The 15,459-nt window shown below is 39.6% G+C and carries 16 protein-coding genes; 10 read left to right on the forward strand and 6 right to left on the reverse strand.

Annotated elements, in window-relative coordinates:
• Positions 1 to 21: 21 nt before the first annotated feature.
• From ACFVSW_RS04175 to ACFVSW_RS04210, 8 genes are all read left to right on the forward strand, one after another.
• Positions 22 to 1,395, forward strand: coding sequence for a YheC/YheD family endospore coat-associated protein (locus ACFVSW_RS04175; RefSeq protein ID WP_387312551.1), 1,374 nt, complete (start codon positions 22 to 24; stop codon positions 1,393 to 1,395).
• Between the two features lie 7 nt (positions 1,396 to 1,402).
• A complete protein-coding gene (locus tag ACFVSW_RS04180; RefSeq protein ID WP_387312554.1) occupies positions 1,403 to 2,506 on the forward strand; it encodes a YheC/YheD family endospore coat-associated protein in 1,104 nt (367 codons plus the stop codon).
• Positions 2,484 to 3,848, forward strand: a complete 1,365-nt coding sequence (locus tag ACFVSW_RS04185) for a YheC/YheD family endospore coat-associated protein (RefSeq protein WP_387312557.1) — start codon at positions 2,484 to 2,486, stop codon at positions 3,846 to 3,848. Before ACFVSW_RS04180 ends, ACFVSW_RS04185 begins: the two co-directional genes overlap by 23 nt.
• Complete coding sequence (locus ACFVSW_RS04190) at positions 3,845 to 4,891, forward strand: YheC/YheD family endospore coat-associated protein (RefSeq protein ID WP_387312560.1); 1,047 nt, start codon at positions 3,845 to 3,847, stop codon at positions 4,889 to 4,891. Before ACFVSW_RS04185 ends, ACFVSW_RS04190 begins: the two co-directional genes overlap by 4 nt.
• 65 nt (positions 4,892 to 4,956) lie before the next feature.
• On the forward strand, positions 4,957 to 5,166 hold the full coding sequence (locus tag ACFVSW_RS04195; RefSeq protein ID WP_387312563.1) for a YheE family protein: 210 nt from the start codon (positions 4,957 to 4,959) through the stop codon (positions 5,164 to 5,166).
• A 53-nt stretch (positions 5,167 to 5,219) separates the two neighbouring features.
• Positions 5,220 to 5,411 carry a hypothetical protein gene (locus ACFVSW_RS04200; RefSeq protein WP_387312716.1) on the forward strand — a complete coding sequence of 64 codons (192 nt, stop codon included), beginning with the start codon at positions 5,220 to 5,222 and terminating at the stop codon, positions 5,409 to 5,411.
• Positions 5,412 to 5,539: 128 nt separating this feature from the next.
• Positions 5,540 to 6,445, forward strand: a complete 906-nt coding sequence (locus tag ACFVSW_RS04205) for a PucR family transcriptional regulator (protein ID WP_387312566.1) — start codon at positions 5,540 to 5,542, stop codon at positions 6,443 to 6,445.
• A 108-nt stretch (positions 6,446 to 6,553) separates the two neighbouring features.
• Positions 6,554 to 7,654 carry an ABC transporter ATP-binding protein gene (locus tag ACFVSW_RS04210; RefSeq protein ID WP_387312569.1) on the forward strand — a complete coding sequence of 367 codons (1,101 nt, stop codon included), beginning with the start codon at positions 6,554 to 6,556 and terminating at the stop codon, positions 7,652 to 7,654.
• A 41-nt stretch (positions 7,655 to 7,695) separates the two neighbouring features.
• On the opposite strand, the gene ACFVSW_RS04215 is transcribed toward ACFVSW_RS04210, so the two are convergent.
• Positions 7,696 to 7,938, reverse strand: a complete 243-nt coding sequence (locus ACFVSW_RS04215; protein WP_387312572.1) for a hypothetical protein — start codon at positions 7,936 to 7,938, stop codon at positions 7,696 to 7,698.
• 303 nt (positions 7,939 to 8,241) lie between these two features.
• On the opposite strand from ACFVSW_RS04215, the gene ACFVSW_RS04220 reads away from it, so the two are divergent.
• Positions 8,242 to 8,445, forward strand: a complete 204-nt coding sequence (locus tag ACFVSW_RS04220) for an alpha/beta-type small acid-soluble spore protein (protein ID WP_387312574.1) — start codon at positions 8,242 to 8,244, stop codon at positions 8,443 to 8,445.
• A gap of 84 nt (positions 8,446 to 8,529) precedes the next feature.
• On the opposite strand, the gene fumC is transcribed toward ACFVSW_RS04220, so the two are convergent.
• The 4 genes from fumC to sigY all read right to left on the reverse strand — a co-directional run bounded on the left by fumC (position 8,530) and on the right by sigY (position 11,495).
• Positions 8,530 to 9,909 (reverse strand): class II fumarate hydratase, encoded by a 1,380-nt coding sequence (gene fumC, locus ACFVSW_RS04225; protein WP_387312577.1) that lies wholly within the window; start codon positions 9,907 to 9,909, stop codon positions 8,530 to 8,532.
• A gap of 509 nt (positions 9,910 to 10,418) precedes the next feature.
• Positions 10,419 to 10,643 (reverse strand): sigma-Y antisigma factor component, encoded by a 225-nt coding sequence (locus ACFVSW_RS04230; protein WP_387312580.1) that lies wholly within the window; start codon positions 10,641 to 10,643, stop codon positions 10,419 to 10,421.
• Complete coding sequence (locus ACFVSW_RS04235) at positions 10,640 to 10,984, reverse strand: YxlC family protein (protein ID WP_387312582.1); 345 nt, start codon at positions 10,982 to 10,984, stop codon at positions 10,640 to 10,642. The genes ACFVSW_RS04230 and ACFVSW_RS04235 overlap by 4 nt, the downstream gene beginning before the upstream one ends.
• Entirely contained in the window at positions 10,938 to 11,495 is a 558-nt protein-coding gene (sigY, locus tag ACFVSW_RS04240; protein ID WP_387312584.1) for an RNA polymerase sigma factor SigY, read from the reverse strand. Before sigY ends, ACFVSW_RS04235 begins: the two co-directional genes overlap by 47 nt.
• 247 nt (positions 11,496 to 11,742) lie before the next feature.
• Here sigY and ACFVSW_RS04245 point away from each other — a divergent pair, with 247 nt between their 5' ends.
• On the forward strand, positions 11,743 to 12,648 hold the full coding sequence (locus ACFVSW_RS04245; RefSeq protein WP_387312586.1) for a nuclease-related domain-containing protein: 906 nt from the start codon (positions 11,743 to 11,745) through the stop codon (positions 12,646 to 12,648).
• Between the two features lie 627 nt (positions 12,649 to 13,275).
• Here the strand turns inward: ACFVSW_RS04245 and ACFVSW_RS04250 are convergent.
• Positions 13,276 to 15,360 (reverse strand): transglycosylase domain-containing protein, encoded by a 2,085-nt coding sequence (locus tag ACFVSW_RS04250; protein WP_387312589.1) that lies wholly within the window; start codon positions 15,358 to 15,360, stop codon positions 13,276 to 13,278.
• Between the last annotated feature and the right edge of the window lie 99 nt (positions 15,361 to 15,459).

The raw sequence follows: 15,459 nt of genomic DNA on the forward strand, positions 1-15,459 counted from the left end.
TTACACAAATGAGGAGTGATTATGTCATTATCTTTAACCCCCATTAAGATTGTGCCCGGGAAACCAACAGAAAGAAATAACTTCATTGTACAAATGTCCAACCAATTGTTTATCCAATTAAAAATAGGAGCACACCAGGATTTGAACATCACGCTAGGGCAAAAAACAATCACTACAACCTTACAAACAGTAGAAATGGCTGCAAATGAGCTGATTTTCCCGGCAAACATGATAACAGATTTTTGTCTGCCGCTTCAATGCTATAAGTTTCAGGCCATGTACCTGGCAGATAGCCATACCCTGAAGCTTGGTCCAGTGGTCGGTTTACTTACTAATTTCACCTCAAATAGGCAGGAAGATCTTCACTTTCGTTCTATCCATTCCTTTTGCGAGGAACTTCATCACGGTATATCGGAGCAGGGTGGTTTTTTTTACGTCTTTGCTTATGACCAATTTTTAAACGAAGCATATTACCTTATGGACGGAAAATGGCATCCATTTGAACTCCCCCTGCCTGATGTGATTTACAACCGCATCCATTCCAGAAGGCTTGAACAAAAGGAGTCCTATAAACAGTTCCGCAAACGGCTGGAACAACTAACGATTCCGATTTTTAATGACCGTTTTCTTTCTAAATGGGAAGTGTATGAGCAGTTAAGCAATGAGAAACAGCTCTTGGCTTATATTCCCGAGACAAAACTCTTCTCAAAGGAACACCTGCATGATTTCATCCAAAAATACGAAACTGTCTTTCTTAAGCCGATACATGGCAGTCAAGGCAGGAACATTATTAAAGTGAAAAAGGAAAGGGAAAATTACTACACTTTTCAATCCTCAATAACAAGTCAGATTGATACCGTTGGGGAGGGAGTTACCCTAGACGAAATTTATCAGCTGGTAAAACCAATCCTTCATAATCAGATTTATATTATTCAGCAGGGACTTGATTTAGTTACAAATCAGGCTTGTGCCATGGATTTTAGGGTTTTATGTCATAAAAGTCTTACTAACCATTGGAAAATCACATCAACTGTGGCAAGAATTGCTGCTAATGGGGAGTTTGTTTCCAATATTGCTAGAGGCGGAACCATTACACGACCGTTGACGGCATTAGGGACTTGTCTCGGCGGAAAGAAATCTTTAGCAACACTCGAACTGATGAAGGAATTGGCGCTTGAAACGGCTACGGTTATTGGCAGTAACTCAGCAGGAATAACTGGAGAACTTGGCATCGACATCGGCGTCGACCTCGATGGGAGGATTTGGATAATCGAGGTGAATTCCAAGCCTTCTAAAAACTTCGAGGATGATGTTGGAAAAATAAGACCGTCCGCAAAGGCGATTATTCAATTTTGTACGCAGCTTGGCTTTGAAACCAAGCCATTAAAGGAGTGACATTAAAATGATTACATTTGGCATTATGACGTTGAATATGGAAAGCGAACATGCTTATATAAATGAAATTGCCAGACATGCTGAATCGTGCGAAATGGAGGTATTCCGTTTCCTTCCCTCCGATATCAATCCGCATACACTTCAGGTAAAAGGGAAAAAGTTTGATTCAATGACAAATTGCTGGCTGGAGAATGAATTGCCAATCCCATCCATCATTTACGACCGCTGTTTTTACGGTGAGGATGAGCATTCCAAACAATGCCTTCCGATTGTTTCTTGGTTGAAAAGCAGAAATGATATTACTTTTTTAGGCTATGGATTACCTAATAAACTTGAAATCCATAAATCGTTAAGAAACTCTAGTTTAGCCTCCTATTTGCCTGAAACCCAATCCGTTTCAGATACTGGAATCATTCTAAAAGAATTAGCGGCCAAGAAAAAGATAATTTTAAAGCCAATTAATGGTTCTCAAGGCTATGGTATTTATTATTTGAAAAAAAACGACAAATCCTTTCATGTAAAGACAGAAAAACAGAAGAAAATCATTTCACGGATTTTCCCAAATGAGGCAAAACTCCTTCAATGGCTGCAACCATTAATCAAGCAGCGTGATTTTCTGCTCCAGCCTTATCTGGAACTGTCGAACAATGAACTCCAGCCCTTTGACATTCGTGTTCTGTTGCAAAAAAGTGCACATGGAATCTGGGGCGAACTCGGCAGGGGAATTCGGATTGGTAGTACAGGGGGTCTCCTCTCAAACTTAAGTGCAGGTGGAACCGTCATCACGTTTACAGATTGGCTGACTTCACTTCCACCCGTAAAAGGGGAATATATTCGCCAGGAATTAGACTACATTCTTACCAGCCTACCTCCCCTGCTTGAAAAAGAATTTATGCCATTATTTGAGATTGGGGTAGATATTGGCATCGCCAAAAATGGATCGATTTGGGTCCTTGATATCAATTCCAAACCTGGAAGAAAGGTTCTCTTGCAAACACGGCCAGATTTAAAGGAGTCCATCCACCTAAATCCGCTGCTTTATGGCAAATACCTTTCCGAAACGGCTCCGCATGAAAGGAAGAGCTATTATGAGACAACATTATCTCATTGAGGTTGCTCAAAATGATCAAATGGTTGTGTTCTGTCCTAAGGCCATTCTTCGGGATAAACAGATAAAGCGAATCGCTTTTGGCTCCAAATCAATTGCTGTTGACTTTTTCCCACACCCTGATGAAAATGACCGCATTGTGATCAGCAGGAAAATTCAGAAGGTAATCAAGTTTCCCGATTTCACTATCCCGCTCCATGCCTTTATCGAAAACCAAAGTCTTTATATTGGTCCGCTCGTTGGTATTTTCACGGCAGGATTTTCGTCCATTCCCTTGCAGCCAATCGGCGAACGTACATTGTTTTTTTCAAAACTCCTTTCGGTTAATAAAACAGTCGGCGCTCTCGCGTTTGTTTTCGGGGAGCAGCATATTGATTGGGAGCAAGGAACGATAGAAGGGTACTTTTTTCAAAATCACGCTTGGAAAACGATTGAGGTTCCTTTTCCAAATGTAATTTATGACCGTCTTCCCAATCGAAAAAGTGAGAGCAACCCAAAATTGATGAAAGTAAGAGACCGATTACAAAAAGAATACCTGATTCCGTGGTACAATCCTGGATTTTTCAATAAACTTGATATTTATGAACTCCTGCTAAGGGATGTTCAGGTTACTGAATACCTCCCAGAGACTCAGCCGTTTACCTCCTTTGCAGCCATCGAAACGATGCTGGCTAAATATGGCCATATTTTTATTAAGCCAAAAAACGGCAGTCTTGGATTAGGGATTCATCAGGTGATTTTCGACAAACAATCTGGAAGTTATTATTGTCGCTATCAGGATGAAGCTTATATAAATCGCTTACGTAAATTTGTCAGTTTAGACAGGTTGTTTCAATCTGTATTTGCACATCAATCCTTAGAAAAAATGATAGTGCAGCGGGGCATTTCCTTGCTTCGAAACGAGACTCGCTCGATTGATTTTCGTGTCCATACTAATAAGGATGACTACGGTAAATGGCAGGTGTCCGCAATCGCAGCGAAGATTGCCGGGCACGGAAGCGTGACTACGCATGCCCGTAGTGGTGGAGATATTAAAACACTCGCAGAAATTTTCCCAAAGGAAGAAGCTGATTTATATTTCGAAAAGCTGACCAGTGCAGCACTTCAGCTTAGTAAATCGTTAGACAGAAATATTGAAGGCATTATTGGCGAGATCGGTTTTGATTTAGGCATCGACCGTAAAGGGAATGTATGGCTCTTTGAAGCGAATTCCAAGCCGGGCAGATCGATTTTTAGTCATCCGGAATTGAAAGAAGTTGATTTCCTAACACGCAAATTATCAATTGCCTATGCTGTTTTTCTAACGGAGCAAGCATTATTACATCCTGAGGAACTATTCAAATGAAAAATAATTCACCAGGCCCACTGATTGGAATCTTAACAGCACAGAAAGCGAATGGCTCCATTGCAGGCAACGGCCCGCTTTTTATCGAATTGCAAAAAAAGCTTATTTCATTAAATGGAGTAAGCTTTGTCTTTACTCCTGAAGGAACGACAAAGGATTTTATTATTGGCTACACGTTTGCACTTGATAAAAACCGTTGGATAAAGGATAAATTCCCTTATCCAGACCTTGTTTATAACCGAATTCCATTTCGGAAATCAGAACAAAATGAACCCTTCCAAGCTTTGATATCCAGGTTAAAAGAAAACAATATCCCTTTTTTTAATCCCTGTTTTATCGATAAATATGAGCTTTATCAGTTATTGAAAAATCACACGGTGGTACAAAAATTTTTACCGCAAACTATCCTTGTCGAGGATAAAAAGGACCTGTGGTCATTTTTGAAAAAACATACAACTATTTATTTAAAACCCAGGCAATCAGCAAAGGGAAAAGGTATTTTCCGGCTCAAGCTGAAGAACCCTTCAGAATTTCAACTTGAAGGGGTTGAACACAGTGAATCCTACAAATCCTTTGATTATTTCTGGGAAAATTGGAAGGAAAAGCTTTTTAAGAAAAACTATTTGGCCCAAGAAGAAATTAATTCAGCCGAATTTGAGGGTTACCGCTTTGATTTTCGCATTCTTGCTCATGCTGAGGATAACGGTTATACGCTTACAGGGGTCGGGATTAGGCAGGCTCAGGAACAAGAGATTACGACCCATATTCCCACCGGAGGCAGACTGCTTCCATATGAGCTTTTACAATCAACAGAACATGATCAGTTCATTCAAACCGTTGTTCCTTTTGTCGGTGAAGCCTTATCGGAACAATTCGGCTTTTTTGGCGAGTTTTCAATAGACGCAGGCGTAAGTAAAACTGGCCAGTATTATATCTATGAAGCCAATTCAAAGCCGATGAGCTTCGATGAGACGGAGATTGAAGAAAGGAAAATAGCCAACCTCTGCCGCCTGTTCCTCCAATTAACAGGAAACCAGTATTAATTTTGTTTAAATTATTTCCTAAACAAGGTAAGCTAGAGGCAGTACTAGGCAAGGGGATGAGGTAAGTGTTGATGCATTTTCAGTTCAAGCCATTATTTGAAAATAAAAATATTCCCGGCTGGAACTTTTCCTTTTATTACAAAAAGCAAAGGTATACAGGAATCTATCACCAAACAGGAAAAATTGAATTCACCACAAATACACCTGAACAAAAAGATATTGACGCATTAACAAGCCAAATCCATGAATTAATGCTTTATCACGTTTATGAATAGTTCGATTAACCTTTCCACAAACTAACAATATAGTTGCGAAAGGATTGATTGTCTTGGAAAAAGATAAAGATAAGCTAGCTGTACAAGGTTCTGTTTATGAAGGAAGAGATAAAGTCTATCTGGATATTGACCGGATGATCAATGAAGGAATGTCAGGCGGTTCCGTCCACGCACGTCACGATTCCACAAATATTGAAGAAGCACGTGAACTAACTGAAGAACAACCACCGTATGAATGCGAATAAACATTAAGTATCAATAAAGGCTAGCCGGCAATTTTATCCCAAAGGCTCAGCCTTTTTTTATTGTCAGTCTTTACTGGTATAATAGAAATAGATTTCAAGAAAATTTTTGATAATGGGGAAAATGACCGATGTTAAGTAAATTATTGTCCATATATGAGAATGCCATTATGTTTCTTAATCAACCTGAGAACCCTGCTGACCAATTGTATATCTTATGTAACGAAGCAGAGAATGAGTGGATTGGCATTCCTAAAACAGACGTAAGTGAAAAAGAACTAAACCTCCTTAAAACGATTTTCAAACTAGTTGAGGTTCAAACAACAGCCAATCATTCCGCTTCAAATGGCTGGTATGAATTTCTATTTTCGAACGGTCCTCTTCCAAGTTACCCATCTGAAACGAGTTTTCGGTTGATTCAATTCCATATGAGCAGCGATGATGCGAATCAAATTGAAATGGAGTCCGCTTTAAAAGGCTTTTTTACTGAGGATGTACTAATCATTTGGGAAAACGGAAGCAGGGGTATTGTAATTGAAGAGAAAACACAAATTTCTCTTTCAGAAGAAGAACTAATTTCGATGTCGGAAACATTAGAAAGCGATTTTTATGTAAAAATTTCATTTTTCATTGGGAAACTACATTCTTTTACCTTGGAGCTCCGTGAAAAATTCCGTCAGGAGCAAGAATACTTTTCTTTTGGGATGAACAATTTGGTCAACCCGCATATCTTTACATTTGAACGGGTTTTTCCTGCTTTTTTAGCACATCATCTGCCCGAGGAATTAAAGCACAAAGTCAACCAAGAGGTAATCGAACTATTCCAGGATGACCCGGAATTGTTTTCGACCGTCAAGATTTTTCTAGAAAACAATTTAAATGCTAGTTTAACTGCGAAACGATTGTATATTCACCGAAACACCCTCCAATATCGGATTGATAAATTTTGCGAAAAAACTGGAATTGGCTTAAAGGATTTTCACGGGGCCTTTACTGTCTTTTTAGCTTGCCTCCTGTTTGAACAGAATCATAAGTAAACAATGTGCCCAAAAAAGCGTTTTCATTTTTTGTGCAACCTGTCCATACTTTTTTCCTCCCTGAACCTGTAAACTGAGATTAACAAGAAAAACAAGGAGGTAATTCACATGGCAGAGTTAAAATTAGATCATATTTTTAAAATTTATGATAATAAAGTTACCGCTGTTCAAGATTTCAATCTACATATCGAGGATAAGGAATTTATCGTCTTTGTTGGTCCGTCTGGCTGTGGTAAGTCAACTACACTTCGCATGATTGCTGGACTTGAAGACATTTCAAAAGGTGATTTTTACATTGATGGCAAAAGAGTAAACGATGTCGCTCCGAAAGACCGCGATATCGCGATGGTATTCCAAAACTACGCCCTTTATCCGCATATGACAGTTTATGATAACATGGCATTCGGATTGAAGTTGCGTAAATTTCCAAAAGCCGAAATTGACCGCCGTGTTCAGGAAGCTGCCAAAATCCTTGGCTTAGAAGCATATTTAACTCGGAAACCAAAAGCTCTTTCAGGCGGTCAGCGCCAACGTGTAGCATTAGGCCGTGCCATTGTCCGTGATGCCAAGGTATTCTTAATGGATGAACCGTTATCCAATCTTGATGCCAAGCTTCGTGTACAAATGCGTGCTGAGATTGCTAAACTGCACCGCCGCTTAGATACAACAACCATCTATGTTACTCACGACCAAACAGAGGCCATGACAATGGCTACCCGTTTAGTTGTTATGAAAGACGGAGTCATTCAACAGGTTGGTTCGCCTAAAGAAGTCTATGAAAAGCCGGAAAATGTGTTTGTCGGTGGCTTTATTGGTTCGCCAGCAATGAATTTCTTCCATGGAAAACTTGAAGATGGCAAATTTTTCATTGGCAAAACCGCTATCGCTGTTCCGGAAGGTAAGATGAAATTCCTTCGCGAGCAAGGCTATGTTGGAAAATCAATCATCCTTGGGACCCGCCCAGAAGATATCCATGATGAACCTATTTTCATTGAGGCATCTGCTGGAACAAAAATTACCGCTAATATCGATGTTGCAGAATTAACCGGTGCCGAGTTAATGGTTTACTCATCTATTGGCGATCAAGACTTCGTCGCAAGGCTTGATTCACGTGCCGATGTTAAACCAGGTGATAAATTAGACTTAGCATTTGACTTAAACAAGGCTCATTTCTTTGATGTTGATACAGAATTAAGAATCAGACCATAAAATCATTTCTAACGCCTCCGTCCCTATCTGGGAACGGGGGCTTATTCTTTTATCAATATGATTTCATCATGATGGCAGGATGGACAGCGGTATAAATGCGGACAATTTTGTCCTGAATTTGTGTCGGAATAGCCATCCTCCATTTTCATTAAATCAATTTCCATATATGGACTATAATTATCATAAAAATCCATAATCCGGCCGTTTTCCAGCATAGGTTCGCCGCAATAGGTACATATTAAATAGACGTCGCGGAAACCATTGCAGACTGGGCATACTGTCATACACTTCACCCTTTTGATTGTAAGTTAACTTTAGTTTATGTTAGATTATCCGCCCTAAGTAGTGGGATAAACTACCAATTAATATTTCGAATAAGTCTTCAAGAATTAATCATAATAAAGATTACAAAGCAACAATTACACCGATGGATGAAACCAACCAACTAGGGTAGCAACCGGTGCAACTCCGGATCATCCAACCATTTACTAAAAGGAACAATAATAATATGGGTTAGGCCCAGGCGGCAAAATTATGGTTCAATTCCATACTGACCCCAAATTTATTAAGAGGAGTGTTATTCAACTATGGCAGCTAACAACAGCTCTAATCAACTTGTAGTACCAGGCGTTCAACAAGCACTTGATCAAATGAAGTATGAAATTGCTTCAGAGTTTGGTGTAAATCTTGGTGCAGATACGACTTCACGTGCCAATGGTTCTGTCGGAGGAGAAATTACGAAGCGTCTTGTTCAAATGGCAGAATCTCAACTTGGCGGCTTCAAACACTAATTTTTAGTAAACCCATTTATACAATAAATTAATAATATGGCTTAGCCCCCTCCCACACCGGAGGGGGCTTTCATTTGCGGTACTTTAAACCATATTTTCAGGTTTAATCCATTGGTCAAATTGTTCCGCTGAGACAAAACCGGTTTTAATGGCCGCTTCTTTTAATGTGCTGTTTTCTTTAAAGGCCAATTTGGCTATTTGTGCCGCTTTTTCATAGCCTATATGAGGATTTAACGCTGTCACTAGCATTAAAGACTGTTCTACATGTTCCTTGATTTTTTTTTCGTTAGCTTCTATTCCCACGACACAATTTTTATTAAATGACCTCATTCCATCAGAAAGAAGCCTTATGGATTGGATTAAATTATGAATAATCACCGGTTTAAACACATTTAATTCAAAATTCCCCTGGCTTGCCGCAACACCAATTGTCGCATCATTGCCAAAAACTTGGCACACCACCATCGTTAACGCTTCACTTTGTGTTGGATTTACTTTTCCAGGCATGATGGAGCTCCCTGGCTCATTGGCTGGGATGGTTAGCTCGCCAATCCCGCTGCGCGGCCCGCTTGCGAGCCAGCGGACATCATTGGCGATTTTCATTAAATCTGCTGCTAATGCTTTGATGGAACCATGGACGTAAACAATTTCATCATGACTTGTTAAGGCGTGAAATTTATTTTCTGCAGACCGGAATGGATGTCCTGTCAGCGTAGAAAGCTTCGCAGAAACCTTTTCTCCAAACTGAGGGTCAGCATTGATTCCTGTCCCAACTGCCGTACCTCCTATTGCCAAATCCAGCAGATAGCTGCTAGCTTCCGAAATCATTCTTTCATTCTTTTCCAGCATTGCCCGCCAGCCGCTTATTTCTTGGCCGAGAGTTAATGGCGTAGCATCCTGTAAATGCGTTCTTCCTATTTTTACAATAGTAGAAAAAGCCTTTTCTTTTTCAAGGAGTGTCTGTTTTAACTCTTGAATTGCTGGAAGCAGCGATTCCGTTACTTTTATAAAGGCCGCAATATGCATGGCTGTTGGAAAGGTATCGTTGGAGCTTTGCGACATATTGACATCATCATTCGGGTGGATTTTTTCAGCACTGCCTTGTTCCTTCAACCATTCGTTGGCACGGTTCGCAATCACCTCATTGACGTTCATATTGGACTGCGTGCCACTTCCAGTTTGCCAGACAGATAACGGAAATTGTTCATCGAAGTTTCCATTTAATATTTCATCAGATACTTTTTTTATTGCCTCCATTTTTAATTCACTTAGCTTACCCAATTGTTGATTCACTATTGCTGCTGATTTTTTAATTAAAGCTAAGCCATAAATGAGTTCCAAAGGCATTTTTTCGGTGCCAATTTTAAAGTTTTCCTTACTCCGCTGTGTTTGCGCTCCCCAATATTTATCTGCGGGGACACGAACTTCACCCAGTGTATCCTTTTCAATTCTAAAATTCTCCATGTGCATTCCACCTCACAAATTCATGCTACTTCAATATATATACCCAATCATACTCGTTTTATTAAAATAAAAGGCTGTGTTAAAGAACATTGTTGATTTTGAGCACAAAGTTGCTCTTCGTTTCAGGCGCGAGACTCCTGCGGGAGCAGCGGGACAGGTGAGACCCCGCAGGCGCTTTAGCGCCGAGGAGGCTTACCGCCCGCCCCGCGGAAAGCGAAGCGCCTGGAACGGAGATCAACATTCACTTTTAACACAGCCAAATAAAAAACTGCAGACATTTGTCTGCAGCCTATGCTTTATAAATTGTATATCCGATATAATAAGAAAGGATTAAAAAACTGCCGATTAATAGTACAATTGAATACTCACCCATAACCATCCCACCCCATTTTGATTTTTTTACTTAAACATTTTCAAGGTATCATAATAGGAAGGGCTAATAAGTGATAGAAATTACACTTTAGTGACTAAGGAGTGAATTTTTTGTGAACATTTTGCCAGGGATGCAATCAGTGGTCACGATTATCATTTATATTCCCCGCTTTTTTATGAAAAATTTTTCTAATAAAAATCAGGTAAAATAGCGTTGGCATTGGTGCTTGGATAAGTCCAACAATCCCCCAAAACCAATAGTTATGACTACGTTTCCGTGCATCCAAAAATAAATAGATGCTCTGCATTAATAAAATGGCAGCAACAATGATGATTAAAGTTGGTGAATAATCGACCTTCATCCACTCACCTTCTTAAGGAAACGTGCCCCTGTATAAAACACAATAAAGATAGTGGTAAATAATTGCAGAAACATAAACACGACTGGCATCTGAAATAGGGATACAATTATTCCTGTTAAAATAATCAATGCGATGATTAAAAATATCGATAAATCCCTGATGAGCTTTTTTCGGATTTGCTGCTTCTCTGCTGCCACCCTTTGTTCAAACCATGAAAGGTCTGGAGTATAGACAGGGAATTGATCTAGATGATGTAACCCCTCTTGCAGTTCGTGAATAGCAGCTGAGTCCTGTTTATCTAGTTGTTCGTTGCCCAGTATGATGACCTTCTGTTTCTTCACTTAATTTCAGCTCCCTTCTTACTGACTTTATTCCATTATGCACCCTTGATTTAACCGTTCCCGAAGATATTTTCATCCAATCGCCAATTTCTTCGTAGGAATATCCATAATAGTGTTTCAAAATGATTGGAATCCTGACATCCTCCGGTAATCGCGCCAGTGCCTCCAACGCATCATTCCATTCTTCATTTCTACTTTCGAAATGCCACTTCAATTTACGGTATACTTCCTCTTGTGCCTGCCAGTTTTTCTCTCGCTTTTTCTTTCTGCATTGGTCAATGTATGTATTTGTCGCAATCGAAACCAGCCAGGTGGAAAATTTACTTTGACCATTATAAAGATGTATTTTTTGTATACATTTCGCCATCGTTTCCTGTGCCAATTCTTCAGCTGTATCAGGATTCATTGTAATTTTCATCAAATATTTTACAAGTAATGGATAATTTTCTTTAAACAACATGGCGAATGCTAAATGATCCCCTTCTTTTGCATTTTTTATCAATGCATCCATTCGACAATAATCCTCTCTTTCAACCATCATCCTTATTTTTTATATTTATTTATTAGACGACCAGCTCAATATTTTGTTCATCTTAAAATTTATTTTACCTGCAAAACTCTGCTTGTTTAAGATAAAATTTTCGGGCATTGTCTTTCACCAAGTTTTGTCAGTAAATGTTCATATATTCATTCCAGTTAATTGGTATCTTTTTGTAGAATTAACATGGATGTGAAAATTATGAGAGAGGAAGTGCTGTATGGCTTACAAACCTCGAACGGAACGTGAAGAAATAATAATTTTAAGAAGTTTGGATGCACGATCGGATTTGACCGAAGAAGAAAAATGGAATTATTTGAATCTGAAAAAGGGCTATGAAGGAGAAGTAATGTTTGATTCCTTAACGGAGAAGATTAAGAGTGAATGTTTGATTCTAAATGATTTGCTGCTTGAGTTAAATAATTCGAAGTTCCAAATCGACACTTTAATTATTCAGGAGAAATTATTCCTTTTTGATGTAAAAAACCATGAAGGCGATCATTATTATGATAATGGTGATTTCAAATCCATGAAGACTGGAAAGCTATTAAAGAATCCGCTAGACCAACTAAAACGATGTGAAACCTTATTCCGCCAATTGCTTCAAAAACATGGTTACTACCTACCCGTTGTATCGTGGGTAGTGTTTATTAACCCCGAGTTTACACTTTATCAAGCTCCCAAAAATGAGCCTATTATTTATCCTACACAGCTAAATACACTCATGAAAAAATTAAATTCGTGGTCGGGAAAGCTGAATGGCAAGCATACGAAGCTGGCAGATCTTTTAGTTTCTATGCATATAGTTGAATCGCCTTATCCTCGTGTTCCCCATTACGAATATGAGAGACTCAGGAAGCGTATCATTTGTTCTTTGTGCCAATCTTTTGTGATTTCCATTTCCGGGGGGAAAATCGTTTGTGATAATTGCGGATGCGAGGAGGATGTTGATTCTGCTGTGCTGCGCAGTGTGAAGGAACTAAAGCTTCTTTTTCCGGATCGGAAGATTACTACGAGTTTGGTTCAGGATTGGTGTGGGGGGATTGTTTCGGTAAATGTGATTAGAAGAATTTTGCATCAAAATTTTAAAACGACAGGAACAGGCCGGTGGCTACACTTTGAGTAATTTTTCCTTTTACTTAATATGGAATAATTCAAAATTTCGATATGGAGATGGCTTTATTTGCGGTTCTGTTGCAGACCCTCTCCTCTTCAATAGCGGTAGTCATTTCTTAGGTAAAAGTGTAAATAGAAACTCTCTACTTGCACTTTTTTCCTCTATTTTCACTTTTAAGTTGAAGTAGACCCTCTCTACTTCAACTTTAACCCTCTTTTTTCTGCCAAACGTTGAAGTAGATCCTCTCTACTTCAACTTTAACCCTCTTTTTTCTGCCAAACGTTGAAGTAGACCCTCTCTACTTCAACTTTAACCCTCTTTTTTCAACCAAACGTTGAAGTAGACCCTCTCTACTTCAACTTTAACCCTCTTTTTTCTGCCAAACGTTGAAGTAGATCCTCTCTACTTTAACTTTAACCCTCTTTTTTCAACCAAACGTTGAAGTAGACCCTCTCTACTTCAACTTTAACCCTCTTTTTTCTGCCAAACGTTGAAGTAGACCCTCTCTACTTCAACTTTAACCCTCTTTTTTCTGCCAAACGTTGAAGTAGATCCTCTCTCCTTTAACCTAATACCATTTTCATCAAGCACTAGTCTAAGCAGAAAAAGGCACGAATTTCTTCGTACCTCCCTGAATTAATGCTCTTTTCCTTTATCTTTTCCTTTATCCTTTCCTTTGCCCTTTCCCTTACCTTTGTCCTTCTCCTTCTTATCCCACTTTTCCTTTTGTTTATTCCATTTTTCTTCCCACTTTTGGACCTCGTTATTGAATTTCTTTTGAAAATTATCAAGATTCTTTTCTTCTTCTTCCTTTTTCCGCTTTTCAATTAACGAGGAAATGTGCGGCACATTAAAGCTTTCGTTTGGATAGCCTTTTAGTGCTTCCTTCATCACTTCACTGAAGATAACAGCAGAACCTGTGCCGCTCGTTGGAGTGATATAGTGGTCGGCATCGGTTTTATCATAACCAACCCAGATGGCACCCACTAGCTGTGGTGTATACCCAACAAACCATTGATCCTTCAGCCCGTTGATTCCTTGAATCGGAACCTGGGTGGAGCCTGTTTTACCCGCCGTTTCCCGGCCTGGGATTTGTGCTGCTTTTCCAGTCCCTTGTTCAACGACGCCCAGCAGCATTGTTGTCATATTGTCGCTGACCGCTTTTGTCGTCACGCGCTCCTCCTTGGTCTTCGACTCAGCAACTACATCGCCTTTAACATTAACAATCTTTTTAATCACATGCGCATTAATAAGAACCCCGTTATTTGGAAAAACAGAAAAGGCTTCAGCCATCTCGATTGGAGAAACGCCTTTATGCAAACCGCCGAGGGCGATAGCTAAATTACGGTCACCCTTATCCAAGGTAATGCCAAAGCGGTTAACCGCATCTAATCCCTTTTCGATTCCTAATTCATTTAACAGCCAGACAGCCGACACGTTTTTTGATTCCTTAACCGCCTCATACATTGGTACTTCGCCTTCATATTGATGATTATAATTGCTCGGTTCATAAGTGCCGAACTTCATCTGTTCATCCTTTAACATGTCCGTGATTTTCCAGCCTTCTTCAAGGGCCGGGGTATAAACTACCAATGGCTTGAAGGAAGATCCAGGTTGTGCCTCTAACTGCGATGCGCGGTTATAACCTCTAAACGTATGATCTCCTCTGCCGCCGACAAGAGCCCTGATACCACCTGTTTTCGGGTCCACTAAGACGCCGCCGCTTTGGACAAGCCGGTCCTTGCCTTGTGGAAATAAGGCGTCATTTTGATATGTGTTTTCCATCGCCGTTTGCATCGCCGGATCAAGTTCGGTATAAATCTGATACCCGCCTGTCAACAATTCATCTTGAGTGAAGCCGTACTGTTTTATCGCCTCATCCAAAACTTGGTCGACATAATAAGGAAATTTACCGCGGAACGGGTCTCCGCCCTTATCATCAAGAACCACCTTTTCATGTTTTGCCGTTTCAGCCTGCTGATTTGTGATATAGCCTTGCTCCTGCATTCTTGCGAGCACAAGATTTCGCCTTTCCGTTGCCTTTTCCATATTTTCGTATGGATTTAGGGCAGAGGGAGCATTAATTAGACCAGCTAGTAAGGCGGATTCACTAATCGAAAGGTCCTTAACCTCTTTTGCAAAATATTTACTGGCAGCTTGTTTAATTCCATAGGCACCGTTGCCAAAATATATTTGGTTTAAATACATCTGCAGGATTTCCTGTTTCGAATATTCTCGTTCAACTGCCAATGCTAAAAATACTTCTTCCATTTTTCTTTTTACTGTTTTTTCCGAAGTGAGGATCGTATTTTTCGTTAATTGCTGTGTGATGGTACTGCCGCCCTCAACCATCGCGCCAGCTTTTAGGTCGCGGAAAAGAGCCCTGGACGTACCGATTAAATCAACACCGCTATGTTGATAAAAACGGTGGTCCTCAATGGCAACAATAGCATTTGTCATGGAATTCGGGATTTCCGTGATTGGAACCCCTTCATTTTTATTGGCCGATACTTTACTTGCTACTTTCCCATTAATATCATAAAAAACCGTTGGCTGTGGAAGTTCATTTTTCAGTTCTGATATGTCAGCATCCTTGGAAAAATAATAAAGAAGTCCAAAAAAACTTAGAATCATAATCAAGGCAGCTAACACAATCACCTGAAGTAAATGCCACTTTCTCCAATTTTTGAAAATGCCACGTAATCTATCTTTAAATACCAAATCGATGACATCCTTTGTCTGTATTCTCTATAACAGGTATACTTTTCGATGAATGTTTGGAATTTATGACTGTTTACTAGAAAATAATCGATTAACAAA

Origin of the sequence: Neobacillus sp. NPDC058068 (assembly GCF_042885335.1) — a bacterium.
In the GTDB taxonomy this organism is placed as follows: Bacteria; Bacillota; Bacilli; order Bacillales; family Cytobacillaceae; genus Neobacillus.

Coding starts and splice junctions, on each gene's coding strand:
- ACFVSW_RS04230 (WP_387312580.1), bottom strand. CDS start 10,643: ATGAAGGTCGATTATTCACCAACTTTAATCATCATTGTTGCTGCCATT.
- ACFVSW_RS04245 (WP_387312586.1), top strand. CDS start 11,743: ATGGCTTACAAACCTCGAACGGAACGTGAAGAAATAATAATTTTAAGA.
- ACFVSW_RS04210 (WP_387312569.1), top strand. CDS start 6,554: ATGGCAGAGTTAAAATTAGATCATATTTTTAAAATTTATGATAATAAA.
- ACFVSW_RS04190 (WP_387312560.1), top strand. CDS start 3,845: ATGAAAAATAATTCACCAGGCCCACTGATTGGAATCTTAACAGCACAG.
- ACFVSW_RS04215 (WP_387312572.1), bottom strand. CDS start 7,938: ATGACAGTATGCCCAGTCTGCAATGGTTTCCGCGACGTCTATTTAATA.
- ACFVSW_RS04180 (WP_387312554.1), top strand. CDS start 1,403: ATGATTACATTTGGCATTATGACGTTGAATATGGAAAGCGAACATGCT.
- ACFVSW_RS04185 (WP_387312557.1), top strand. CDS start 2,484: ATGAGACAACATTATCTCATTGAGGTTGCTCAAAATGATCAAATGGTT.
- ACFVSW_RS04175 (WP_387312551.1), top strand. CDS start 22: ATGTCATTATCTTTAACCCCCATTAAGATTGTGCCCGGGAAACCAACA.
- sigY (WP_387312584.1), bottom strand. CDS start 11,495: ATGGATGCATTGATAAAAAATGCAAAAGAAGGGGATCATTTAGCATTC.
- ACFVSW_RS04220 (WP_387312574.1), top strand. CDS start 8,242: ATGGCAGCTAACAACAGCTCTAATCAACTTGTAGTACCAGGCGTTCAA.
- fumC (WP_387312577.1), bottom strand. CDS start 9,909: ATGGAGAATTTTAGAATTGAAAAGGATACACTGGGTGAAGTTCGTGTC.
- ACFVSW_RS04205 (WP_387312566.1), top strand. CDS start 5,540: ATGTTAAGTAAATTATTGTCCATATATGAGAATGCCATTATGTTTCTT.